General features: G+C 34.7%; 27 protein-coding genes and 1 pseudogene. 2 read left to right on the top strand and 26 right to left on the bottom strand.

Annotated features, from left to right (window positions below):
- Nucleotides 1-13 precede the first annotated feature (13 nt).
- From atpG to fdaB, 21 genes are all read right to left on the bottom strand, one after another.
- The gene (gene atpG / locus HMPREF3267_RS02730) at nucleotides 14-880 is read right to left on the bottom strand and encodes an ATP synthase F1 subunit gamma (protein WP_002461229.1); all 867 of its coding nucleotides are present in this window, start codon (nucleotides 878-880) and stop codon (nucleotides 14-16) included.
- A 31-nt stretch (nucleotides 881-911) separates the two neighbouring features.
- The gene (gene atpA / locus HMPREF3267_RS02725; protein WP_002461230.1) at nucleotides 912-2,420 is read right to left on the bottom strand and encodes a F0F1 ATP synthase subunit alpha; all 1,509 of its coding nucleotides are present in this window, start codon (nucleotides 2,418-2,420) and stop codon (nucleotides 912-914) included.
- Between the two features lie 19 nt (nucleotides 2,421-2,439).
- Nucleotides 2,440-2,979, bottom strand: coding sequence for a F0F1 ATP synthase subunit delta (locus HMPREF3267_RS02720; protein WP_002478964.1), 540 nt, complete (start codon nucleotides 2,977-2,979; stop codon nucleotides 2,440-2,442).
- On the bottom strand, nucleotides 2,979-3,503 hold the full coding sequence (locus HMPREF3267_RS02715; RefSeq protein ID WP_002461233.1) for a F0F1 ATP synthase subunit B: 525 nt from the start codon (nucleotides 3,501-3,503) through the stop codon (nucleotides 2,979-2,981). Before HMPREF3267_RS02715 ends, HMPREF3267_RS02720 begins: the two co-directional genes overlap by 1 nt.
- Before the next feature lie 91 nt (nucleotides 3,504-3,594).
- Nucleotides 3,595-3,807 carry a F0F1 ATP synthase subunit C gene (atpE, locus tag HMPREF3267_RS02710; protein WP_002461234.1) on the bottom strand — a complete coding sequence of 71 codons (213 nt, stop codon included), beginning with the start codon at nucleotides 3,805-3,807 and terminating at the stop codon, nucleotides 3,595-3,597.
- Between the two features lie 31 nt (nucleotides 3,808-3,838).
- On the bottom strand, nucleotides 3,839-4,567 hold the full coding sequence (gene atpB, locus HMPREF3267_RS02705) for a F0F1 ATP synthase subunit A (protein ID WP_002461235.1): 729 nt from the start codon (nucleotides 4,565-4,567) through the stop codon (nucleotides 3,839-3,841).
- 26 nt (nucleotides 4,568-4,593) lie between these two features.
- Complete coding sequence (locus tag HMPREF3267_RS02700; RefSeq protein WP_002478961.1) at nucleotides 4,594-4,944, bottom strand: ATP synthase subunit I; 351 nt, start codon at nucleotides 4,942-4,944, stop codon at nucleotides 4,594-4,596.
- A 280-nt stretch (nucleotides 4,945-5,224) separates the two neighbouring features.
- Nucleotides 5,225-5,854 carry a uracil phosphoribosyltransferase gene (upp, locus tag HMPREF3267_RS02695; protein ID WP_002461237.1) on the bottom strand — a complete coding sequence of 210 codons (630 nt, stop codon included), beginning with the start codon at nucleotides 5,852-5,854 and terminating at the stop codon, nucleotides 5,225-5,227.
- A gap of 21 nt (nucleotides 5,855-5,875) precedes the next feature.
- Complete coding sequence (gene glyA / locus HMPREF3267_RS02690; RefSeq protein ID WP_002492366.1) at nucleotides 5,876-7,114, bottom strand: serine hydroxymethyltransferase; 1,239 nt, start codon at nucleotides 7,112-7,114, stop codon at nucleotides 5,876-5,878.
- A gap of 22 nt (nucleotides 7,115-7,136) precedes the next feature.
- The gene (locus tag HMPREF3267_RS02685) at nucleotides 7,137-7,661 is read right to left on the bottom strand and encodes a TIGR01440 family protein (protein WP_070647985.1); all 525 of its coding nucleotides are present in this window, start codon (nucleotides 7,659-7,661) and stop codon (nucleotides 7,137-7,139) included.
- A gap of 108 nt (nucleotides 7,662-7,769) precedes the next feature.
- A complete protein-coding gene (locus HMPREF3267_RS02680; protein ID WP_002478958.1) occupies nucleotides 7,770-8,192 on the bottom strand; it encodes a low molecular weight protein arginine phosphatase in 423 nt (140 codons plus the stop codon).
- Nucleotides 8,193-8,197: 5 nt separating this feature from the next.
- Entirely contained in the window at nucleotides 8,198-9,232 is a 1,035-nt protein-coding gene (locus HMPREF3267_RS02675; RefSeq protein ID WP_002461242.1) for an L-threonylcarbamoyladenylate synthase, read from the bottom strand.
- 87 nt (nucleotides 9,233-9,319) lie between these two features.
- Nucleotides 9,320-10,159: a peptide chain release factor N(5)-glutamine methyltransferase gene (gene prmC, locus HMPREF3267_RS02670; RefSeq protein ID WP_062077897.1), complete on the bottom strand. Its 840-nt coding sequence runs from the start codon at nucleotides 10,157-10,159 to the stop codon at nucleotides 9,320-9,322.
- Nucleotides 10,146-11,222 (bottom strand): peptide chain release factor 1, encoded by a 1,077-nt coding sequence (gene prfA / locus HMPREF3267_RS02665; RefSeq protein WP_002461245.1) that lies wholly within the window; start codon nucleotides 11,220-11,222, stop codon nucleotides 10,146-10,148. The genes prmC and prfA overlap by 14 nt, the downstream gene beginning before the upstream one ends.
- A complete protein-coding gene (locus HMPREF3267_RS02660; RefSeq protein WP_062077899.1) occupies nucleotides 11,222-11,821 on the bottom strand; it encodes a thymidine kinase in 600 nt (199 codons plus the stop codon). Before HMPREF3267_RS02660 ends, prfA begins: the two co-directional genes overlap by 1 nt.
- A 199-nt stretch (nucleotides 11,822-12,020) precedes the next feature.
- On the bottom strand, nucleotides 12,021-12,278 hold the full coding sequence (locus HMPREF3267_RS02655; RefSeq protein WP_002461247.1) for a type B 50S ribosomal protein L31: 258 nt from the start codon (nucleotides 12,276-12,278) through the stop codon (nucleotides 12,021-12,023).
- 116 nt (nucleotides 12,279-12,394) lie between these two features.
- Entirely contained in the window at nucleotides 12,395-13,711 is a 1,317-nt protein-coding gene (rho, locus tag HMPREF3267_RS02650; protein ID WP_002478954.1) for a transcription termination factor Rho, read from the bottom strand.
- 189 nt (nucleotides 13,712-13,900) lie between these two features.
- Nucleotides 13,901-15,328, bottom strand: a complete 1,428-nt coding sequence (locus tag HMPREF3267_RS02645; protein ID WP_002492362.1) for an aldehyde dehydrogenase family protein — start codon at nucleotides 15,326-15,328, stop codon at nucleotides 13,901-13,903.
- Between the two features lie 248 nt (nucleotides 15,329-15,576).
- Entirely contained in the window at nucleotides 15,577-15,909 is a 333-nt protein-coding gene (locus HMPREF3267_RS02640; RefSeq protein ID WP_002478952.1) for a winged helix-turn-helix transcriptional regulator, read from the bottom strand.
- Nucleotides 15,910-16,040: 131 nt separating this feature from the next.
- Nucleotides 16,041-17,309 (bottom strand): UDP-N-acetylglucosamine 1-carboxyvinyltransferase, encoded by a 1,269-nt coding sequence (locus HMPREF3267_RS02635; RefSeq protein WP_002461253.1) that lies wholly within the window; start codon nucleotides 17,307-17,309, stop codon nucleotides 16,041-16,043.
- Between the two features lie 267 nt (nucleotides 17,310-17,576).
- Nucleotides 17,577-18,434: a class IIb fructose-bisphosphate aldolase FdaB gene (gene fdaB / locus HMPREF3267_RS02630; RefSeq protein WP_002461254.1), complete on the bottom strand. Its 858-nt coding sequence runs from the start codon at nucleotides 18,432-18,434 to the stop codon at nucleotides 17,577-17,579.
- A 204-nt stretch (nucleotides 18,435-18,638) separates the two neighbouring features.
- Between fdaB and HMPREF3267_RS02625 the strand changes: the two genes are divergently transcribed.
- Nucleotides 18,639-19,160 (top strand): DUF2529 family protein, encoded by a 522-nt coding sequence (locus HMPREF3267_RS02625; protein ID WP_002461255.1) that lies wholly within the window; start codon nucleotides 18,639-18,641, stop codon nucleotides 19,158-19,160.
- A 47-nt stretch (nucleotides 19,161-19,207) separates the two neighbouring features.
- Here HMPREF3267_RS02625 and HMPREF3267_RS02620 read toward each other — a convergent pair whose 3' ends face one another.
- The 3 genes from HMPREF3267_RS02620 to HMPREF3267_RS02610 form a co-directional block, all read right to left on the bottom strand.
- Complete coding sequence (locus HMPREF3267_RS02620; RefSeq protein WP_002478950.1) at nucleotides 19,208-20,815, bottom strand: CTP synthase; 1,608 nt, start codon at nucleotides 20,813-20,815, stop codon at nucleotides 19,208-19,210.
- Nucleotides 20,816-21,137: 322 nt separating this feature from the next.
- A complete protein-coding gene (gene rpoE / locus HMPREF3267_RS02615; protein ID WP_002478949.1) occupies nucleotides 21,138-21,659 on the bottom strand; it encodes a DNA-directed RNA polymerase subunit delta in 522 nt (173 codons plus the stop codon).
- 110 nt (nucleotides 21,660-21,769) lie between these two features.
- Nucleotides 21,770-22,630 (bottom strand): GNAT family N-acetyltransferase, encoded by an 861-nt coding sequence (locus tag HMPREF3267_RS02610; RefSeq protein ID WP_002461258.1) that lies wholly within the window; start codon nucleotides 22,628-22,630, stop codon nucleotides 21,770-21,772.
- Between the two features lie 157 nt (nucleotides 22,631-22,787).
- Between HMPREF3267_RS02610 and coaW the strand changes: the two genes are divergently transcribed.
- Nucleotides 22,788-23,588, top strand: coding sequence for a type II pantothenate kinase (gene coaW, locus HMPREF3267_RS02605; protein ID WP_002492349.1), 801 nt, complete (start codon nucleotides 22,788-22,790; stop codon nucleotides 23,586-23,588).
- A gap of 47 nt (nucleotides 23,589-23,635) precedes the next feature.
- On the opposite strand, the gene HMPREF3267_RS02600 is transcribed toward coaW, so the two are convergent.
- Both HMPREF3267_RS02600 and HMPREF3267_RS02595 read right to left on the bottom strand, forming a co-directional pair.
- Nucleotides 23,636-24,301, bottom strand: coding sequence for a DUF2750 domain-containing protein (locus tag HMPREF3267_RS02600; protein ID WP_002461261.1), 666 nt, complete (start codon nucleotides 24,299-24,301; stop codon nucleotides 23,636-23,638).
- 261 nt (nucleotides 24,302-24,562) lie between these two features.
- Nucleotides 24,563-25,746, bottom strand: a pseudogene (locus tag HMPREF3267_RS02595) (ATP-grasp domain-containing protein).

Here is a 25,746-nt window from a genome sequence, read left to right as displayed (position 1 = left end):
CTCCTTTAAATAATTATTCTAATGCAGCAGAACCACTTACGATTTCTGTAATTTGTTGCGTGATTTCAGCTTGTCTTGCTCTGTTATATTCTAATGATAAGTCGTCAATAAGTTCAGTAGCATTATCAGATGCATTTTTCATAGCAGTCATACGTGCCGCATGTTCACTTGCTTTGGCATCTAATATCGTGCCATATATTAAGCTTTCTACATATTGAGGTAAAATAACGCTTAATATTGCTTCTTTATCAGGTTCAAATTCGTATGATGACATTTGACCTTGGCCTTGACTAGAATCTTCTTGAGATAAAGGTAGAACTTGTTTAACCGTTGGCTTATTCTCAAGAACACTGACATAATGGCTATGATAAATTTTAAGTTCGTCGATATGTCCTTCCGTATACAAATCAATTGCATGTTTTGCAATGGATTGTATCGATTTAAAAGAAGGTTGGTCTGGAACATCTACAAGTGAATCTTCAATGTCATAATTCCGTGTTTTAAGAAAGTCTACACCTATTTGACCTAAAGCCACAATTGAATATTCACTGGCATCCGCGTGCTTGCTAGTAATATCGTTAACTAATTTTTTTAGTACGTTAGCACTATAGGCACCGGCTAAGCCTTTATCACTAGTTATAACTAGATAGCCTGTACGGTGTACTTCGCGAGGTCGCAACATAGGATGACTTGAATTTGAATTAGCACCTGCAATCGCAGTTATAGCATCTTGCATTTTTTCCATATAAGGTTGAAACTGTTTCGTATTCTTTTCCGCTCTACGCAATTTAGAACTTGAAACCATGTTCATTGCCTTAGTAATTTGTTTCATTTTCTTAGTCGATTTAATTCGACCATCAATTTCCTTTAGAGAAGCCATTATCTCACCACCTTTTCGAACTTAACTTTAATTATTCTGATTTACTGAAACTTTTCTTGAATTCATTAATCGCTTGTTCAAATTTTTCACCGTCAGGTAATGATTTTGTTTCTCTAATTTCACTTAACAATTCAGCCGCATTCGATTTAGCCCATTGATTTAATTCATCTTCAAAACGAATAATATCTTCAACAGGAATATCATCTAAATATCCTTTAGTAAGTGCATAAATAATCAAAACTTGATTCTCTACTGGAAGCGGCTTGTTTTGGTCTTGTTTTAATACTTCTACCGTACGTTTACCACGTTCTAATTTGCGTGCTGTAAATTCATCTAAGTCAGAACCAAATTGAGCAAATGATTCTAATTCTCTATATGAAGCTAAATCAAGACGTAACGTTCCGGCAACTTTCTTCATTGCTTTGATTTGAGCAGAACCACCTACACGAGATACGGATTGTCCTGCATTAATCGCTGGTCGCACACCTGAGAAGAATAAATCTGATTGTAAAAAGATTTGTCCATCTGTAATTGAAATTACGTTAGTTGGTACATATGCTGAAATATCCCCAGCTTGTGTTTCGATAATTGGTAAAGCCGTAATTGAACCGCCACCCAATGTATCATTTAATTTAGCTGCACGTTCTAATAATCTACTATGTAGATAGAAAACGTCACCTGGATAAGCTTCACGACCTGGCGGACGACGTAATAATAATGATAATTCACGATATGCAGCGGCTTGTTTTGTTAAATCATCATATACAATTAAGACGTCTTTACCATTAAACATAAACTCTTCACCCATGGCTACGCCAGAATAAGGTGCAATATATAATAATGGTGCTGGTTCAGCTGCAGAAGCTGAGACGATAATTGTATAATCTAAAGCACCAGCTTGTCTTAATTTTTCAACGTTCGCTCTCACTGTAGAATCTTTTTGACCAATAGCTACGTAAATACAAATAGTATCTTGGCCTTTTTGATTCAAGATTGTATCTATTGCAATTGTCGTTTTACCAGTTTGACGGTCACCAATGATTAATTCACGTTGACCTTTACCAATAGGAACTAGCGCATCAATCGCTTTAATTCCTGTTTGTAATGGTTCATCAACTGATTTACGGTCCATTACACCTGTTGCTTTTTGTTCTACTGGACGTGTTTTATCCGTATTTACTGGACCTTGCCCATCAATAGGTTGACCCAATGGATTTACGACACGACCAATTAATTCGTCACCAACTGGAACTTCCATGATACGTCCTGTACGTTTAACCTCATCACCTTCAGTGATATCAGTATATGGTCCTAAAATTACAACCCCTACATTTGATTCTTCAAGGTTTTGTGCTAAACCAAGTACGCCATTTTGGAATTCTACTAACTCACCAGCCATAACATCGTTTAGTCCGTGAATTAATGCAATACCGTCACCGATTTGAAGAACGGTACCAACATCAGTTACTGAGACTTCAGACTCATAATTTTCGATTTGTGAGCGAAGTAATGCACTGATTTCTTCAGCTTTAATGGCCATCTATGTCACTCCTCTTTTATTAATTCGATCTTTTAAATTTCGTTGTTAATTGTTGAAGGTCATTTTTAACACTGCCATCAATAACAGTTGTTCCAACCTTCACGCGTATACCACCAATTAATTCCGGATTAATTTTAGTAGTAAGTATAACGTGAGATAAATTCATTTGTTGTGTAATCACTTTCTCAATTTGAGCAAGTTCCTCTTCATCAAGTTCATATACTGATTCTACTTCTGCAAAATCTTGATTATATTTCTTGTTGTATAGTTTTTGAAATGAACTAAAAATATCATTTATTAAAGCTAAATGACGATTATTCGCTAACACAAACATCATATTTTTCAAATAGTCATTTACTTCACCAAAAACATTAACTGCAAACGTATGTCTGTCCCTTGCAGAGCGTGTAGGATTTTCATCGAAAGCTTTTAATTCATCAATTTGTGTGCTAGCCACATTACTGACAGTTTTAAATTCATTAAATATATCATCTAAGATATCTTGGTCAACTGATACATCAAATAGGGCTTTGGCGTATTTTTGTGCTACATTTGCCATTATTTATCGCCTGCCTCTTTTATATACTTATCAACTAACGCTTTTTGATCTTGTTCTGAGATTTCTTTTTGGAGTACTTTAGAAGCAATTAATACTGATAGTTCAGATACTTGATTGTTGATATCAGCTAATGCACGTTCTTTTTGACTGTTGATTTCGCTTTGTGCGGTTTCAATCATGCCATTCGCTCGTACGTTGGCTTCATGAATAATCTCTTCTTGTTGCTTACGCGCTTGAACTTTCGCGTCTTCAAGAATACGTTGTACTTCTTCTTGTGTCTCTTTTAATGTTTTTTGATTTTCTTCTTCAAGTTTTTGAGCATTTTCTTTTGCTTGTTCAGCGTCATCAATATCTTTATTAATGTCTCGCTCACGTTTATCCATTACTTCTTTTAATGGACCCCAAGCAAATTTTTTCAAAAGTGCTAATAAAATGGCGAAAGTAGCTAATGTTACAATAATTGTTCCCCATTCCACATCTTTGATTGCTGCACCAAAAACGAATGTGTGAGTTAAAGCAGTCACGGCATATGACACTCCTTTCGTTAATAATCATCACTTGGTCATCAAATAAAATGAATGGCGAAGGTCAAAGAGACTTCGCCTTTAGTGTTTCTTATCTAAGTAATGTCATGAATGCAATAACTACACCAATGATTGGCAAAGCTTCAACTAAGCCGATACCAATAAACATAATACTCATCAATTGGCCACGTGCTTCTGGTTGACGTGCTACACCTTCAACTGTTCTAGAAACGATAAGTCCGTTACCAATACCTGCACCTAGTGCTGATAGACCGATTGCAATTGCTGCTGCGATTAAACCCATATTAATAATTCCTCCTAAAATTTGTTAGTTATTAGTGTGCGTCCGATACTTTATGGGACATATAAACCATTGAAAGCATAATGAAAATATATGCTTGGATAGTTCCAACAAAGATTGAGAATCCTTGCCAGATGATTAAGCCAGGTAAGCTAATGATCCAACCCCAATATGGTTGTTGGAATACAAGCCCTGCTAATAATGATAACAGTAACTCCCCAGCAAAAATGTTACCGTACAAACGAAGACCAAGTGTTAACGTAGATGAAAACTCTTCAAAAACGTTTATAATTACAATTGGCCAGAACGGCTTAAAATAATTGCCAACATAAGCTTTACCACCGCGCATCTTAACACCATAGTAATGTGTGAGTAAAATCATCATGGTAGACAACGTCAGTGTTACAGTCGCGTCTGCTGTTGGTGATTTCCACCACAAGTAATGCTCATGTGTCACGATAGAGAATGGTAATCCTAACATGTTGGCAACAAAGATGAATAATATCAATGTGACTGCTAAGAAGTGGAATTGACCACCTTTTTTCCACGCTAAATTACTTTCTATAATACCTCTGACAAAATCAAAAACCCATTCAATAAAATTTTGTTTACCTGTAGGTCTCTTTTGTAGATTACGCGTACAGATGATAGCTATAAGGAACACAATTGCAGCGGTAATCACTAACATTAAAATGCTAGACAAGTTAAAAACAATATCGAAACCGAATACGTCCCAACTTACCTTTGGTGATTTATGATCCATAATCTCACCTCTTTCACTTTTAAATTTTACTCCCTTACAAGTAGAGGGCGAAGTATGATTAAAACATAAGAAATCATAAGACCTACTACAACACCAAGAATATTCATTTCATCCTTAAATAAATACCAGAAGGCACAAACGACAAGTGCAACTAAATAACGCCAAACGCTGCCCGTTGAAATATGTATTGTATCCGGTTGTTTCGCTCGCGCTAAGTAAATTTCAAAGATGAAGGTATTTATTAAAGAACCTATTAAACCAAGAATCATACCTAGAATATATGGTGAAGACCATATTAGATACAAAATATACAATATTATCAATGAATAAAGATAATATTGTATAAATTGTTTAAAAATGAAGCTAAAACGCAACATTAAAGTGTGCCTCCAAACAACTTATATCAACCATGTAAACCGTTCCACTCATACAATCTCAATAATAATATAGTAAACAATTGTGTGTCAATTCTATTCATAGAGATGTTACAAATGACATCGTTTACGACACAAAACCGACACATTTAATCATCTTTTTTAGCAAATTCTAAGGCTGTTTGGTCAATATTGCTAAAAGTCATGTGGCAACCCTTTTAGTTAACACTAGTTCACTTGCTAACGACACGTATTAACATCAGTCATAACTAACTACCAGTTACTATTTTGTACCAAACAATCTATCTCCAGCATCGCCTAAACCTGGTGTAATATAAGCTTTGTCATTTAGTTTTTCATCTAAAGCTGCAATGTAAATATCCACATCATCGTGTGCTTCTTTCATTTTTTCTACACCTTCTGGCGCAGCAATCAAGCACATAAATCTAATATTTTTGGCTCCGCGTTTTTTCAATGAAGTAATTGCTTCAATAGCAGATGCACCTGTAGCTAACATTGGATCTACAACGATTATTTGACGTTCATCGATATCTTGTGGCAGTTTAACAAAATATTCTACTGCTTTTAATGTTTGTGGATCTCTATATAGTCCAATATGTCCCACTCTTGCAGCTGGAACTAAAGATAAAACACCATCCGTCATACCTAGGCCTGCGCGCAAAATAGGTACAACAGCTAGCTTTTTCCCAGCTAAACGTTTAGCGGTCATTTTTGTAACTGGCGTTTCTATTTCTACATCTTGTAACTCTAAGTCTCTTGTTACTTCATACGCCATGAGCATACCTACTTCATCCACAAGCTCTCTAAATTCTTTTGTTCCGGTATTTACATCACGAATATAACTCAATTTATGTTGAATTAACGGATGATCAAATACGTGTACTTTACTCATTTACATTTCCTCCAGTTAAACTTATTCGTACAACGGGTGTTTAGCAGTTAATGCACTCACACGTTTTGTTGCTTCTTTTATTTTCTCTGCATCATTGGGATTTTTTAGTACAAGACTTATGATTAGTGCAACTTCCTTGATAGCGTCGGTATCAAATCCTCGAGTCGTCACTGCTGGTGTACCTAATCTGATTCCACTTGTTACAAATGCTTTCTCTTGATCAAATGGGATTGTGTTTTTATTACAAGTAATACCAACGGAATCGAGTAATGATTCGGCTTCCTTACCAGTAATGTTGACCGAGCCCTTAACATCTACTGCAACTAAATGATTATCCGTGCCTCCTGACACAATTCTAAAACCTTCTTGTTGTAATGTTTCTGCCAAAACACGCGCGTTATCAATCACTTGTTGTTGATATGCTTTAAAATTCTGATTCAATGCTTCACCAAACGCTACGGCTTTTGCCGCAATGACATGTTGTAATGGGCCACCTTGAATACCAGGAAAGATTACTTTGTCTATGTCTTTTTTATATTCTTCCTTACACAATATTAAGCCACCACGAGGTCCTCTTAATGTTTTATGAGTAGTTGTTGTTACAAAATCTGCATATGGTACAGGATTGGGATGCAAACCAACAGCTACCAGACCTGCAATATGTGCCATATCAACCATTAATTTTGCACCAACTTCATCAGCAATTTCTTTGAACTTTTTAAAATCAATTGTTCTTGAATAAGCTGATGTACCGGCAACGATTAATTTGGGTTGATGTTGCACTGCGAGTTGTCGAATCGCTTCATAATCAAGCAATTCTGTTTCCTCATTCACACCATATTCAACAAAATTGTAAAATTGACCACTAAAATTGACGGGAGACCCATGTGTTAAGTGACCACCGTGACTCAAATTCATTCCTAAAACTGTATCTCCCATGTTTAAAGCTACAAGATATACTGCCATATTGGCTTGTGAACCTGAATGCGGCTGTACATTAACATGTTCGGCTCCAAACAATGCTTTAGCACGTTCAATTGCTATCGTTTCAGTTACATCCACATATTCACAACCACCATAATAACGTCGCCCTGGATAACCTTCAGCATACTTGTTCGTCAACACTGAACCTTGAGCTTCCATAACAGCTTCTGAAACAAAATTTTCAGAGGCAATTAATTCAATGTTATTATTTTGACGATTATATTCACTTTGTATGGCATCAAAAATGGCTTTATCTTGCTTTTCGATATAAGACATAGCACTACCCTTCTTTCATCAACTATTCATATTTCGCTCTTTCTCCACCAATCTTTTTAGGACGTGAAGTTGCAATCGTTACAACTGCTTCACCAATTTTGTCAACAGTTGTACGCACTGGCACACACACATGTTTCAAATGCATACCAATAAGTGTTTGACCAATATCAATACCCTTAGGCACTGTAATGTGTTCAACAACGATAGGATCTTGCATGTGACGATAGGCATATGTTGCAAGGCTACCTCCAGCATGGACATCCGGCACCACTGTCACTTCTTCCATTGTAAGTGGATTGAAATTTTTGCGTTCAATGGTAATAGCTCTATTGATGTGTTCACAGCCTTGAAAGGCAAATGATACACCCGTTTCTTCTTGAACTTGCTGCAATTGAGTAAATATTTCTTGCGCTACTTCCATTGAGCCAACTGAACCTATTTTCTCACCTAACACTTCCGATGTTGAACAACCAATAACAACGATTTCCCCCTTTTTGAAAAAGGATTGGGATTTTAATTCGCTTAATAATGTTGTTAACTCTTGCATTTTAAAAACACCCACCTTTTGCATAAAATAAAAAGGAACATAGCAATTTGCTATACTCCTTTATTATAACTTATTTCTTTACCAACATATACTAATTGTAAAAGATTTTTACACAAGCTTATCCTTAACTATCTTGTTAATTTTACGCGCTAATTGTTGGTATGTTTCTTCATAAACATCTAACGATAAACCATATGGATCCTTGATATCTCCTGTTTCTTGTACAAAATGAGATAATGTATCCATTTGAGGATACGAGCCAAACGATTGGATTAATAATCCAAGATGTTCCTGTGTCATAGTTAATATAAGGTCTGCAGTTAAATCATCTTTAGTAAAAGGCTGCGCATTTGTAGGCAATTCCAAATGATGTTTTTCAAGTATTGTTTGGGCATGTTTAGAAATTGTTTGTTGTGGCACAGCAAACAAACCTCTAGATTCTATCTGATGCTCTGGTAAAAGATGCTTCGCTATGCTCTCCGCCATCGGACTTCGACATGTATTACCTGTACAGACAAAAATAATTCTCATTACTCTCACTCACCTATCATTCTATTCGCAGCGGCTTTTAGCATACGATTCATAATAGCTTGCGTGTCATCATTAATATCAAAACCATAAATATAGGCCTTGTGAACATGATCCATGTTATCTAAGTCATGTAAAATTTTATATAAATTATGATTAGCTGTTTTAATATCCTGGTCATCTTTGCACAAAGGTATAAATAGGCTTTCAGAAGGTATTTGTTGGCGATAGACTTCAGGAAAAATGAATGCAGCATGTTCCTTGTCCATGATTTCTGGTATATGTTTACCCTTCATTTTTACAATCGTCACTGGTGTGTCAGGTGCATAATGTTTATACTTCATGCCTGGTGCAATGGGCCGAACCATATCATTATAATTACTGTCAACAACTGCATCAGGCAAAATTGCGTTAATCATAGACTGCGTAATCGCCCCAGGTCTTGCTATTTTAAACGGATATGTAGTGCAGTCTAAAACTGTACTTTCTAATCCTTCTTCACTTTGATCGCCATTAATAATACCGTCGATTTTTCCATTTAAATCATGGTAAACATGGTCAAATGTTGTTGGAGATGGTTTCCCACTCGTATTCGCGCTCGGCGCAGCTATAGGTAAATCAACATATTTCAAAATAGCTCTCCCAATTGGATGACTTGGCATTCTAACTGCAATTGAATCTAAACCACCAGTGACTTTTTCACATAAATAGCCTCTTTTTAAAGGTAAAATAAATGAGATAGGACCAGGCCAAAAATAATTCATTAGTATTTGTACTTTATCGGTTATTGTTTCAATAAAAGGCGTTAATTGTTGCTGGTCATAGATATGAACAATTAATGGATTATCACTAGGTCTACCCTTTGCCTCATAAATCTTTGTTACTGCCTCTTGATCCTTTGCATTAGCACCTAACCCATAGACTGTCTCAGTTGGAAGCGCGATTAACCCACCTTGTTCATATACATGCTTGATTTCATCTAAGTATGGATAATCCTCGCTATGATGACTATATTGACGCATATCCCAAATTTGTGTCTTCATCGTTCTATCAAATCCTTTATCATTAATTATAATAAAAAGGTTTTAACTAAGTTTATCAAACATCCCTCGGTACTGTTAGTCTTTCACCTATATCCACTTAAATGAGACAATTCGATCTAAACCATTTATGTCTTTCGTTACCTTAACGTCTAACTTTGGATAACGTTGTAATACAAGCTGTTTTAATTGAAGACCTTGCTGATAACCAATTTCAAAGGTTACAAACGCATCTTCATTTAATACTTTTGGTAAGTCATCTAAAATCGCTTCGTAGATTGCAAAACCGTTATTTTCTGCAAATAGTGCATGATGCGGTTCGTATTTTAAAACTGTATTTGTCATTTGACATGTTTCTTTTTCACTAATGTATGGTGGATTAGAGATTAAGCCATCAACTTTTATATTCTTTTGAATCAGTGGCTTTAACACGTCACCTTGCATAAAGATAATATCAGCGTCTAAATAACTTGCATTTTCTTGTGCAATAGTCAAGGTCTCTTTATATAAATCAGTGGCAATGACTTTCAATTGCGGATTGAGCTTTTTGATCGTAATAGCGATTGCACCACTTCCAGTTCCCACATCAACTATGCTTCCTTGAGAATGACAACCATTAAGAAAATGGAGCATTACCTCCTCAGTCTCTGGTCTAGGAATCAAACAGTTTTCATTAACCTTAAACGAATAACCATAAAACGACTGAAAACCAACTATGTACTGTATTGGTTCACCTAATAGCATACGTTGCACAGCCAAATTGAATTTGGTTTCTTGTGCAATAGTCATTTCATCATACATATGCATTAAATAATCTGTTCTCGTCCAATGAAACAAATCTAGCATTAACCATTCTGCACGTGACTGTTCAAACCCTTTTTGTGAGGTTGATTGGATTGTTTCTGTTAACTTATCTTTAAAGTTCACCATTGTTAAGTTCTTTCAGCTTTTCAGTTTGTTCAGAAAGCGTTAAAGCATCTATAATTTCATCTAATTTACCTTCCATAATTTGATCTAGTTTTTGAAGTGTCAATCCAATTCTATGATCAGTGACCCTACTTTGTGGATAGTTGTAGGTTCTAACACGCTCTGAACGGTCTCCTGTTCCGACAGCTGATTTACGCTGTGCTGCATATTTTTGTTGCTCTTCTTGTAACTTCATATCATACAAACGAGCTTTTAATACTTTAAGTGCTTTTTCCCTATTTTGAATTTGAGATTTTTCTGATGATGTGGCAATGACACCTGTAGGAATATGTGTGATTCTTACTGCTGAATCTGTCGTATTAACGTGTTGCCCCCCTGCACCACTGGAACGATACGTATCAATTTTCAAATCTTCATTGCGAATTTCAATTTCTACATCTTCTACTTCAGGTAATACTGCAACTGTTGCTGTAGACGTATGAATTCTACCACCTGACTCTGTTTCAGGAACACGTTGAACACGATGTGCGCCATTTTCAAATTTAAGTTTGCTATATGCTCCGGCACCTGATACTTGGAAGCTGACCTCTTTGTAACCACCATGATCACTCTCTGTTGCTTCAACTACTTCTGTTCTAAATCCGTTTGCTTCTGCATATTTCGTATACATTCTCATTAAATCGCCAGCAAAAATTGCCGCTTCATCTCCACCGGCTGCCGCACGTATTTCAACGATTACATCTTTGTCATCATTTGGATCTTTAGGGATTAACAAGAATTTTAATTTTTCTTCAAGTAAAGGCAAGGCATCTTTCAAATTAGAGCTCTCTTCTTTTAACATTTCAATTTCTTCTTTATCATCCGTTTCAGATAACATATCTTCTATATCTGATAATTCTTCTTTTTTATTTTTGTATTCTCGATAAACATCAACTGTTTTTTGTAACTCGGCCTGCTCCTTAGAATACTTTCTTAATTTATCCGCGTTATTTACAACGTCTGGATCACTTAACATCTCATTTAATTGTTCATATCGTTCCTCAACAATATCTAGTTGATCAAACACTACAATTCCTCCTTCTCATCATCACTTGGTGCTATAATATGATGCGCTCTACATCTTGGTTCATAACTTTCATTAGCCCCAACGAGTATAATAGGGTCATCTATTTTAGCCGGTTGGCCATTTATCAATCGCTGAGTTCGGCTTGATGGCGAACCACAAACTGCGCAAACAGCTTGTAATTTCGTAACTTGCTCGCTGACCGCTAATAGTTTTGGCATTGGCTCAAATGGTTCACCTTTAAAATCCATGTCTAACCCTGCAACAATAACTCTATGTCCATTTTCAGCTAGTTGCTCAGCTATATCAACAATTTGATCATCAAAAAACTGTACTTCATCGATACCTATCACATCAACATTCATTAAATCTTGTGATAATATTTCTTTGGCAGCTACAATATTAATCGCTTCAATAGCATTACCATTATGTGATACCACTTTTTCTTTATGGTAGCGATTATCGATTGCTGGCTTGAACACAACTACTTTTTGTTTAGCATAAATTCCTCTACGAAGTCGACGAATCAGCTCTTCTGATTTACCGCTAAACATGCTACCAGTTATACACTCAATCCACCCAGAGTGATATGTCTCATACATGTTAGTTCCACCCTTTTTTAAAAACATAATCGCTTAATTATATCATATTTTACTACTACAAGTTATTCAGAATTTAATTAAATTTATTCAATTATATAAACTTTAGCACGATTACAATATCGTACTTAGATATGTAAAAATACAAAAAACTGTCTGCATCTCTTTATAGATAGATTACGCAGACAGTTGATATTCACTATTAGTTGTTGTTTGATTTGAGACCAAACTTTTTGTTGAATCGTTCCACACGACCATCCGCAGCAGCGAATTTTTGACGTCCTGTGTAGAAAGGATGTGAATCAGAAGAAATGTCTAAACGAATAACTGGGTATTCATTTCCATCTTCCCATTTCATTGTTTCTGATGAAGTCTTAGTAGAACCACTTAAAAATTTGAAGTCTGTAGTAGTATCTAAAAAGATAACTTTGTGATATTCAGGATGAATTCCTTGTTTCATTATTTTCAGCTCCTTTGCCCTGAACCATCTGGAACAGAGTTATTTGTGAGTTTTTACCCAATACTTGATAAGTATAATAGCTTTGATACTAAAACGCAACCCTTTAAAGCAGATTATTAAATAATTGGTTTTCCTGTTTTAGTACTTTCTTTTGCAGCTTGCTGTAATTGCTCAAAAAATTCTTTGTTTGATTTAGAACGTTTTAACTTACGAATAAATCGCTCAGTAAAATCAGTTGAATCTGTAAACATATTGCGCAATTGCCATAATGAATCCAACTCTGATTTACTAATAAGCAATTCTTCTTTACGTGTTGAGCTTCGTCCAATATCAATAGCAGGGAATACACGACGTTCTGCTAATTTTCTGTCTAAGTGAAGTTCCATATTACCAGTACCTTTAAACTCTTCGTAAATCATATCGTCCATTCGTGATCCCGTATCTACTAAAGCTGTCGCTAAAATGGTTAAACTGCCACCAGCTTCTATATTACGTGCAGCGCCAAAGAAAGCTTTTGGCTTATGCAACGAAGCTGGGTCTAATCCACCAGATAAAGTACGGCCACTAGGAGGTATAACTAAGTTGTATGCTCTTGCTAGACGTGTAATGGAATCCATGAGAATGATAACATCTTCCCCTATCTCAACTAAACGCTTAGCACGTTCTAATAAAAGTTCAGCAACTTTAGTATGGTGTTCTGGAGGTTCGTCAAACGTCGAGTTTACTACTTCAGCAGATTCCACTGATCGTTCAATGTCAGTGACTTCTTCAGGACGTTCACCTACAAGTAAAATAAATAATTTTGCTTCAGGTTTATTCACACTAATTGCATTAGCTATTTCTTTTAATAACGATGTTTTACCAGCTTTGGGTGGTGCAACAATAAGTCCACGTTGACCAAGGCCAATTGGTGTAACTAAATCCATAATTCTTGTTGAATAGTTGTGAGAATCAGTTTCTAAAATGATACGTTCTTCCGGATAAAGTGGAGTTAAAGCTTGGAAGTGAGGACGTTTTTTTACTTCTTCGGCGTTCTGATCATTGACGAAATCTACTTGTAATAGACCATAATACTTTTCATTATCTTTTGGCTTTCTAACTTTCCCAGTCACCTTGTCGCCACGTTTAATTTCAAAGCGACGAATTTGGCTCGCAGATATGTAAATATCTTTTTCCCCTTTTGAGTAGTTAACTGTTCTTAAAAAACCATAACCATCTGGCTGGATATCATCTAAAATACCCTCCATGTAATAATTCCCATCTTTTTCCATCTGGGCTTCCATAATGGCTAATACTAATTCTTTTTTATTTAATTTACTGTAATTAGATAACTTTAAATCTTTTGCTTTTTGCGTTAAATCTTTCGTTGTATAATTTTTATAGAGTTCATGAAATGACTCATATTGCGGTGATGTTCTTAATCTTTCAGGCATAGATTGCACCCATTTCATTATATTTTTATAAACGCCAAAAACAAAATGACGTTAAACACTAGATTAAATATAGCAAATTTTCATTTTAATTACAAAATGATTTTATTAACTATAGACAAAATAAAACAGCACAATGAACATTAAACGTTCATTGCACTGTTTCTTTTTATTTTTAAATTAAAATTTAAATTATTTATAATATCCAGCTATAGACTTGATTTCTAAGAATTCATCAATACCATAATCGCCCCATTCGCGTCCAATTCCTGATTGTTTATAACCGCCGAATGGTAAATCTGGTTTTCTGCCTGCTTCATTAATTTCTACCGTGCCAGCTTCAATGCTACGAGCTACTTTAATTAATGTGTCTTTATCTTGCCCAATCACATAACCAGCCAGACCGTATTTTGTATCATTTGCTATACGAATAGCTTCATCTAGATCATTATACGTGATCACAGAGGCAACCGGACCGAATATTTCTTCTTGTGCAATTGTCATTTGATTATCAACATTGACAAATACTGTTGGACGAACAAAATAGCCAACATCCAAGCCTTCAGGTTTGCCAGGACCTCCGTAAAACAATTCTGCACCTTCAGCAATGCCTTTATCAATATAGGATTGTACCGTATCAAATTGCTTTTTGCTTACTATTGGACCAACTTCAGTGTCCTCATTACGAGGATCTCCTACCACTACTTGACTGAACTCTTCTTTTAAAGCCGTTAAAAATTCTTCTTTAATACTATTAGGAACTAATATTCTTGTTCCAGCTGTACACACTTGTCCTGTATTATTAACAACTTTACCTTTTGTTGCTTTTGCAGCTTCTTTAATATCAACATCATCAAGGACGATATAAGGTGATTTACCTCCCAATTCAAGTGACACTTTTTTAAAATCATGCGCAGCTTTTTCCATTATTTTGGCACCTGTTGGACCAGAACCTGTGAAAGACATCATTCTTACTTTTGGATGTTCACTTAATGGTGTACCAACGCCTTCACCGTCGCCATTTACCAAGTTAAATACACCTTTAGGAACGCCTACTTTATCGAAAATTTCAGCTAAAATAATTGCTGCAAAAGGTGTCTCTTCAGACGGTTTTAACACGACAGGACTACCTGCTGCAAACGCTGCCGCTAATTTAAGTGATGTTTGATTTGTTGGGAAATTCCAAGGTGTGACTAAACCAGCAACACCAATTGCCTCTTTAACAACTAAATCATCACCACGTTGTTCTTCAAATTGGAAAGTATCTAAAGCATCTCGTGCAGCTTGGAAATGGTTAAGTCCCATTTGATAATGTACATTTTCTGATACTGTAATAGGTGAACCTAGTTCATCTGTAATGGCATCAACGATATCGTCTTTTCTATTCTTATATTCAGCAACAATTTTATCTAACAATGCTTTTCTTTCATCCACGCTACTATGTCTAAATGATAAATAAACATCATCTGCAGCTTGGACAGCTTTATTAACATCTTCATTATTTCCTTTTGCTATTTTACCGATTACTTCTTCAGTGGCTGGATTAATAACGTCTATTGTTTCATTGCTCGCACTTTCAACCCATTCACCGTTTATATATTGTTTAGTGAAATTTCTCATTGCATATTCACTCCTTAGTAATTTAAGTCATAGTACTTTAATAACCATTGTCCGCTAATTTCAAACATCTTATTGCTCATGCGAGAACGATTATATTAAATAGTTAATCGTTAAAAAGTGACAGCAACTCATAAATATTAATTAGCGCTCAATGACCTGCATTAACATAACCTGCTAAGATACAAAAAGTACTCCCTTCATAGCTATATGATTTATCATCTGCTTTGAAAGGAGCGCTGTATTTAAAATTAATTCTGTTGTGGTTCTTCTAATTCAATATATGATTGCGCCCATTTTTCTATAGGCACTAGTGCTTCCGCTAAAGCTTGACCTTTGTTGGTTAGTTCATAAATAATTGACACTGGGCTTGTTGAAATAATTTTCTTTTCAACGAGTCCCCATTCGGCTAAATCTGTAAGTTTAATACTTAATGCTCTTGGCGTTATCGTTTTTAAATCTCGTTTCATATCTGAAAAATGTGCAGAATGTTGTTCGCATCTCGATAAATAATTAATAATTAAACCGTTCCAACTTCTTCCTACAATTTTAAAGGTTTCTTCTAAATAAGGACAAATTTCCAATATGCTCACCTCAATTCTATCTGCTTCTATGTTGATACTTACTAAACTTGCATTTTTAATTTATTTCCCATACGTTTGCTCATTAATAATTATCCAATGAATTGTACAACTTCGATATAAATAGTATATCACTAATCAACTTTCTCCGTCCAAATATCTGCGCCTAGCTGTTCTAAATGCTCTACTATATCTGTGTATCCTCGGTAGATATGTTTAACATTATAAATGGTCGTTACCCCTTCAGCAATCAATCCTGCAATAATTAGACAAGCACCTGCGCGTAAATCACTTGCATAGACTTCTGTACCATGAAGTGTTGAAGGTTTAATTGTGGCAGTACCGGTTACTTCATCTGCTTCAATATTAGCCCCCATATGTTGTAATTCCTCTACATGTTTGAAACGAGCTGGATAGATTGTTTCTGTGACAAAAGAAGGCCCACTTGCTTTAAATAATAATGGTGTAATCGGTTGTTGAAGATCTGTAGCAAACCCTGGATAAACCAATGTTTTAATATCTACATTTTTATATTTTGCTTTACCTTTTATGATTGCATATTCATCTTCTACTGTAATATCAACACCTAATTCTTGTAGTTTAACCATTAAAGCTTCAACGTGTTTAGGTACAATGTTATTTATCTTTACTTCTTGTCCACAAGCAGCCGCCATACACATATAAGTTCCCGCTTCGATTCTATCGGGTATCACCTGATATTCAGAACCATGTAATGCATCAACGCCTTTAATTTTTAATGTACTTGTACCAGCACCTTTGATGTTAGCACCCATGCTCATTAAAAAATTAGCTACATCTACTACTTCTGGTTCCTTAGCTGCATTTTCAATAATCGTTTGGCCTTTAGCATGTACAGCAGCAAGCATAATATTGATTGTCGCACCAACACTTACCATATCTAAAAAGATAGTAGTTCCTATAAGTTCCTTTGCTTCTATTTTCATAGAAGTATCACTTGATTCATCAATTTCTGCGCCTAATGCTTTAAAACCTTTGATGTGTTGGTCAATCGGGCGAGGTCCAAGCGGACAGCCACCAGGCAAGCCAATCACACATTTTTTAAAGCGACCTAACATCGCCCCCATCATATAATAAGAAGCTCGCAATGATTCAACTTTATTATTTGGCAATGGTGCATTTTTAATTTCAGTAGTATCAACTTCTAAAACTGTGTCATTAAGTTGTGTTTTAATATTTAAATCCTCTAATAAGCTTACTAGCGTTTCTACATCAGAGATTTGTGGTAATCCGTCTAATTGCACTTTACCTTGTGCAAGTAAAGTAGCTGGTATGATAGCAACCGCACTATTTTTTGCACCACTAATATTGACTTCTCCTTTAAGCGTTTGACCACCACGAATTTTGATTACCTCTTGAGTCATATGATTAATCTCCTTTGTTTCTCTAGATATTTAATAAAATTGTACATAATCCATTCAACAAAATACAATATTTAACATTATAAATATTGTACTTCGCTGCTTTGTTTTTATTACATTTAGTAGTCCAGCTAATATATAATATCGCCAGCTCCCCCAATTTTTTATAATGTAATAAGTTTAATTATCGTTTAGTAAAATTCTTCATTTATTATAGCATAAAAAATAAGCCATTAAACCCGTAGGCTCAATGACTTTTTTATGTTGCACTTATTTCGCACGATTAGAAGTACCAAATTCTCTAATTTTACCTTTTACCGTTTCTTTAATTGCTTCACGCGCTGGTCCTAGATATTTACGTGGATCATAAACGTCTTGGTCTTTATTTAATACATCGCGTACCGCTTTTGCAGATGCAATTTGGTTTTCAGTATTAACATTAATTTTTGCTGTTCCATATGGAATTGCTTTTTGAATATCTTTAGTAGGGATACCAGTACCACCATGTAGTACTAATGGTAAACCAGTTGAAGCTCCAATTTCTTCCATTTCTTTAAATCCTAATTTAGGTTCGCCTTTATACGGTCCATGAACAGAACCTAAGGCAGGTGCTAAAGCATCTATTCCAGTTTTTTCAACAAGCTCTTGACATTCTTTAGGATCAGCATAGATTATGCCGCCAACAACATCATCTTCTTGACCACCAACCGTTCCTAATTCAGCTTCAACAGATACACCATGTTGATGCGCATATTCAACCACTTTTGATGTGATTTCAATATTTTCTTCAAACGGACTGTGTGAAGCATCAATCATCACTGAGGTGAAACCAGCATCAATCGCTTCTTTACACTTATCAAAGCTTGAACCATGGTCTAAATGTATTGCCACAGGAATCGTGATATTTAAATCATGTATTAAGCCCTCAACCATTTTTACTACAGTGTAAAAACCACTCATATAGCGTGCTGCACCTTCTGAAACTCCAAGAATAACTGGTGCTTTTTCTTCTTGAGATGCTTCTAAAATTGCTTGAGTAAATTCTAAATTATTTAAGTTGTACTGACCCACAGCGTAACCATTTTCTTTTGCATCGATTAACATTTCTTTCATTGAAACTAAAGGCATGAAAGTTCCTCCTTGTTGTGCATATGCACGATTTGTTTGTTTATTATACCAAATTTATATTAGTAATGCATTGGAATATACTTTGTTTTCTGAATATATGTTTTTATCATTTATCATAGCCTACAATGTCATTATTAAAGTATCTAACTTATTGAATATTATATTGCATCGTTTTACACTATTATCATAGAATGGAGGATTTAAATGTCTAAAATATTAAATACACAGCTAACTGGTATTTTTAATCGCATAGAAAAACAAGCTATGGAAATTCAAATGGCTGCTCAATGTATCGTACAAGCTATTGGTGGAGAAGGTTTTGTCTATATTAAAGGATATGAAGATTTGGCATTTTTTGAGCCCTTTATATTACAAAGCCAAGAACGTTTGCGATCGAGTCGTCAACTCTCAACATTAAACAGTTTTGATGATTTAGATACAACAGATAGAGTATTTTTATTTTCACCTTTTTATAATGAAGCTGTTGCTCAAGATATATCCGCTTTACTTCAGCGCGATATTGATATTGTACTCGTTAGTAATCGCCCTAAATCAGACGATTTCCCAGAACACTTACTACATTTTATTAACTTATCGACACCGAGACCTATCGTCTATACTGAAGATTACGATAAAATTGTCCAACCACACTCAATGGCATTTAATTATATTTATTATGATATTTACACTCAAATGGTGGAAATGACACGAGATTTAGAGTTATAGCAATAAAGCACATCTAACCTTATCACAGCTAGATGTGCTTTGTTACATTATTTATTTTGATATTTATAAGCTGCCTCAACAAACGCCTTAAATATAGGCTGAGGTCTATTCGGACGAGATAAAAATTCTGGATGGAACTGACAAGCAATAAAGAAATCATTTGCTGGAATTTCAACCATTTCAATTAAACGGCCATCAGGACTTGTACCAGAAAAGACCATTCCTTTATCTTCAATTTGTTGACGATAATCATTGTTAAATTCATAACGATGTCGATGTCTTTCTTCAACGTGATCTACACCATAAATATCGTATGCTAATGTATCTTTTTTAATTTTACTTGGATATAAGCCTAAGCGTAATGTACCGCCTAAATCTTCAATGTCTTTTTGTTCAGGCAATAAATCAATAATTGGATGTGGTGTATTTGGATCTAATTCTGCAGAATGTGCGCCTTCTAATCCTAGCACATTACGTGCAAATTCAACCGTAGCTAATTGCATACCTAAACATATTCCAAAATATGGTACGTTATTTTCTCGTGCATATTTAATTGCAGCGATTTTTCCTTCACTCGCTCGGAATCCGAAACCACCCGGGACTAGGATACCATCCACATCACTCAGATAACTCGCAACATTTTCATCTGTAACCACACTAGAATCAATCCATTTTACTACGACATCTTTTTTCAATGGATAACCTGCATGTTTTAAAGCTTCAACAACTGATAAATAGGCATCTTGTAAGCTAACATATTTTCCAACTAAGCCAATAGTGATCGTTCCATCTAAGTGATTAACAGTATCTAATAGATATTGCCATTCATCTAATTGCGTATCATATTTAGCATCTAAGCCCAAACGTCGAATAACGATATCATCCATATTCTGTGCGCTAAGTTGCAGTGGAATTTCATATAGCGATGACGCATCTCTACACTCAATAACACTCTCTTTATTGATATCACAGAACAATGCAATTTTATCTTTTAAGTCTTGAGTCATTTCATATTCAGAACGAACGACAATCAAATCAGGTTGTATACCTAATCCACGAAGTTCTTTAACACTGTGTTGTGTTGGTTTTGTTTTCATTTCGCCAGCTGCTTTAATAAATGGTAATAATGTACAGTGAACATACATCACATTATCTCTACCTAAATCACTGCGAATTTGACGTATAGCCTCAATAAACGGTAAAGACTCGATATCACCTGTTGTTCCGCCTATTTCTGTTATTACTACATCTGCATTAGTACTTTCACCAGCCAGTAATAAACGTTCTTTAATTTCATTTGTAATGTGTGGAATGACTTGAACTGTACCACCCAAGTAGTCACCACGACGTTCTTTTTTCAAAACATGTGAATATACTTTCCCAGCTGTTACATTAGAATACTTATTAAGATTAATATCAATAAAGCGTTCATAATGTCCTAAATCTAAATCGGTCTCTGCACCATCGTCCGTTACAAAAACTTCACCGTGTTGATAAGGACTCATCGTACCTGGGTCAACATTTAAGTATGGATCAAACTTTTGTATTGTAACTTTTAATCCTCTGTCTTTTAATAATCTTCCTAGAGAAGCAGCTGTAATACCTTTCCCTAGAGATGAAACTACGCCACCTGTTACAAAAATAAACTTTGTCATATTTTGACCTCCTGCATATATAAAGGGTTGCTTTCTTTATTTAACACTTTTTAACAAGTCTTGATTATTAAAATATTCCATTCAAAATGTATAGTTATAATTTAAACTTTTATTCATTTCCTTCTCTATACATTTAATGCTGAAATAATTTTTAAAATAAAAAAATCGCTCCCTCTCACATCCATTGTAAGGGGAGCGCATAACATTTATACACGTGTCCTAATTAAAGGAGCCCGAATAAAATTTTATCATTTTTTTAATAAAAGTCAATTGTCAATTTTATTAACTTAAGCAAAGCCTTACCGTTCAAGGCCTCACTAAATTAAAATTTTTCTTCGTCGTCAATTTCCTCTTCGTCGTCTAAATCTTCATCATCTTCATCTAAAACAATATCTGTTTCATTCATTTCATCTTCTACTGGTTCATTGTCATCATCATCTAATGTTTCTTGATCGTCAGTTTGAGCTGGAATATCATCGTCGTCATCCATTTCGTCTTCGCCCAATAATTTAAGATTTTTATCTTCTTCATCTTCATCATCTAAAATATCAAATTTTTGAATTGTTGGTGCAATTTTTTCTTCGATATCATCTACTGAGTACCAGTCACGTAATCCCCATTCATTTTCACCAACATTTAAAAAGCGTCCATCAGTATTTAAATCAGTATAGAATTGCACAACTCGATTTTCAATTTCCTCGTAATCATAACCACCTAAAGATCTAAATTCATCAATAATATCATATAAATTCATTGTTGCGCCTTTTTCATGTAATAACGTATAAGTCATATCAATGAATGATCTCTCATCGATCATTTCTTTTGTGTAATCTTGAATTTTCATTAAAAAATACTTCCTTTCACAGGATTTTTTGAAATTTATAAGTTATTTTGCATTTATTAATAGTAACAAAATTAAATTATAAATGACAACTCTTGATTTCGCAATGTCTACTAATAATTAATATACTTTTCAAAAATTGCGACATCTTCTGATTGTTCAATCTCAACAAATCCACTATTCTGACATAACGGTTTTAATTCATTATGTTCACCAAATAACATTATATTTAATGTTTGTATATTATTAAAATGTTTTCTAACATACGTTGGTAACTGACGCAATGCGCTTTCAGCAATGCCTGATTGTCTGTGTTCTTTATTAACTTCTATTGCAGCAATATTCATTCTTGTCGCATGCTGTTCTACAGCTATAAATCCTACTTTATCCCCGTCTTTCAATAAGTCTATGATTTGCACTGTTCCAATACTAGATTGACTATTGGCTTGTAACTTTAGTGAAGACACATGTTTCGTATCTAAATCTAGATAATATAATCTTTCCTTCCCTATTGGCCCTTCCTCTTTAGTTGCTGTATGAATAAAACCAGCACGCTCGTATACATTCCATGCACTTTGATTTTCAGTATCAACCACGAGGTACAAGTGATTAAAATCTGGAAATAATAGTTGAACATATTGTGGAATATGCATCATCATTGTAGTGCCATAGCCACGTCCTTGATATTTTTCATTTATTGATAACGATCTTACATAAACGACATTTTCTGGTGTATCGTATCCTTCATGTTGATAGTAACGATGTAGTATAAAGAATCCAACCACATCTCCTTGTTCATTTATAGCAATGTTAGCGACACGATTTTCATCTTCTAATGCTTCTTGAAGCACTGTTTTAGGTAATGATGAATAAACTTGTTGTCTTTCGCTTAATTCAAAATCTAAAACGTGTTGTCGATAACGTTCTTCAAATACCTGAATTGTTATATTATCATATTGCTGTTTTATAACCATAATCTATCCCCTTATTTCTAACATTGTTAGCCTTCTGACTACTTATTTAAATTTTATCATATCATGTTATACCCTAATTTTTTTAATTTCTACTTGTATTTCAGTGATTTTATTATACTATAAACATTGACCCTAATTAATTGCAGAGGTGAAAGAAATGAATATCGGTATCGATGCAGGTGGAACATTAATCAAAATTGTTCAAGAAACGCCTGATGAACGTATTTATAAAACAGAATTAACTACAAATATACAACAGGTAATTCATTGGTTGAAAAATGAATCATATGATTCTTTAAGTTTAACAGGTGGTAATGCCGGAGTCATTGCTGAACAACTTGATCACCCTGTGCAAACCTATGTTGAATTTGATGCTTCTTCTAAAGGTTTAAGCATGTTACTTAAAGAACAAGGCCACGATATTGACCAATATATTTTTACTAACGTAGGAACTGGGACGTCTATCCATTATTATGATGGGATATCTCAACAACGTGTTGGGGGTATTGGTACAGGTGGCGGTATGATACAAGGTTTAGGATACCTTTTAACTCAAATATCAGATTATGAGGCATTGACAACTTTAGCTCAACAAGGTGATCGAAATCATATTGATTTAAAGGTCAAACATATTTATAAAGATACCCCACCTCCTATACCAGGCGAATTAACTGCCGCAAATTTTGGTAATGTCCTGCATCATTTGGATGCAAATTTTACATCAGCAAATCAACTAGCATCGGTTGTCGGTGTTGTTGGCGAGGTAATCACAACGATGTCCATTACTGTAGCTCGTGAATATAAAACAAATAATGTCGTGTACATCGGGTCATCCTTCAACAATAATCCATTGTTAAGAGAAGTCATTGAAGATTATACTAAGTTAAGAGGTTGTCAACCATATTATATTGAACATGGTGCCTTTTCAGGAGCCATTGGTGCTATTCATTTATCATAATAGCAAACGCCCTTCAGCATTTGCATCGAAGGGCGTCATTCATCAATTTAAAATGTTGCTTCGTTTGACAAGTACTGTGCCGAGACAATAGTACCAACCACACCGGGTTTCAAGTCAATAGCTACAGCTTTATTATCATCTCTTAATTCATCTAACCACTCACCAAAAACGCTACTTTCTACTTCTATAAGTTCGCATTCTTCAAAATCTTGATCTCGTACTTTCAAAGCGCGCCCTTTCATACTCCAAACAGGCATAATATATGGTTTTTCTTTTTTATCATCCCCGATTAAAATAAAAGATTTTTGTCCTTTTCGAGTTAGTCCAAATACTTCATCATTTTTTGCTATATCTTTAACAAATTCTTTAGTGCGAATGCGATCTAATTCTGTCATGATTTCATCAGTTGTATCAACGACGTTAATCAACTGGCCAGGATGATTTTCTGAAGCATTAATAACCACTTTGTCTCCTTTATCAAATAAATCATCAAGCTCATATGTCGCAAAGGTATCAATGTCAATTTGAACTACTTTATCATAATCTACCTGATGATCTTCAAGGAATGTGCGCGCCATGTATTCATTCGTCCATGCTGCTGGATATAATTGACCTTGATAATAAATCCTTACTAATTTTTTAGATGTACTCGCAAAGAAAAATTCCTCATTGATTAATATATCCTTGAAAAATGTTTCATTTTTAAATGACATGTAACAACCCTCAATTCATTTTAATTTATTCCAAATTTTAAATGACTCGTTTTTGATAGTCAATAAAGCTTGGACATCATTATGTTTTAAGATACGAACTAAATATTGGCAATAGTTGACTGGACTGAACATACGCTTATACTAGGCCTTTTCCAATCCTGGTCAACCTTGCCGGTGCATGACTATGAATTCATAATGAATGCTGTCCCGCTCCCTAACTATTAAATTAAAACAAATGTCTGATTGTACAGTATTTATTATTTATAAATCTAACTCCTCATAAAATGCTTTAATATAATGATCTATTTCTGTTTTGCTATTCCCATGCCAAATACAGCCAAATCTAGAATTAACTTTATTTTTACCATACCAATCACCATCATAATAAGATAGTGGGTACAATACGCCTTTTTTTATAAATTTTAATATAGTATTAAAAAAGTGTTCATTATCACCTTTAGCTACATAGCTATAAAACTTTTGATAATTTGGATGTAGCTCATCTTCTAATAGCAACATACTCGTAGAACCATTTTGTCTAAAATTCAAATCAATCGCAAAGACATCTCCATGTTGATCTAATAATAAATCAAACCCTGCCACTCCAAAGAATCCTTGTTTTACACCTATTTCCATAATTTCGTAACCAGCGTTTATCAATTGCTGAGGTATATCATGGACATTCTCGTTACCAGCATAAAAGCCATATTTATTTGTAAGTTGCTGTGCGGTTCCTAAATACTGGATACCTAGCTCTGAAGAATAAGAGAACTGAACACAATAATTGTGAACCTCTTCGATTTTTTGTTCAATAATCAAATGTGATGTAGCTGCTTCTGCTTCAAAAATACGTGTCATTGCTTTTTGCAAATCATTTTGATGATAACAAATCATAACACCATATCCTCCTGCAGTGGGCAAATCATCTCCAGGTTTAATAACAAAAGGAAATGTCCAATCTTGAACTCGCGCTTTAAAATCTTTGATTGATACAATTTCTCTGTTAGGCAAGTAATGATGATTCGTCCATTCAGGAATGCGCGCTTTATTATTTAATGCGACAAATGTATCCTTATTTAAAGCGTAATAAGAAGATTCACATCTTCTCCATGTATATATTGAAAATAAATCTTTTTCCCTTCTTGATAAGCGAGATGTTGAATAAGCGATTCATAAGATTGCTGATCATGAAATTTATAAATTGAGGTCGGTATCGTTTTTCCTATAGTATTAAAAAGTACTTCCAATTTATCGGTAACACTGGCTTCGTGTACGATTACAGGTAATTTATTGGCTATCAATAACTCTCTACCGGTCAAAAAATTCGATTGATGTTCTTCTGGTTCTAACCATGGATTAGAAACATAAGAGGGTCTTGATGAGTAAACAACTTTGTCTGCGTATAAATCACTGAGTGTAAGTGGTTGATTTTGCTTATTTTTCAC

It is taken from the genome of Staphylococcus sp. HMSC62D11 (assembly GCF_001839145.1).
Taxonomy (GTDB): Bacteria; Bacillota; Bacilli; order Staphylococcales; family Staphylococcaceae; genus Staphylococcus; species Staphylococcus lugdunensis.
Note: the sequence above shows the minus strand (reverse complement) of the source record. Positions and strands in the feature narration are given on the sequence as shown.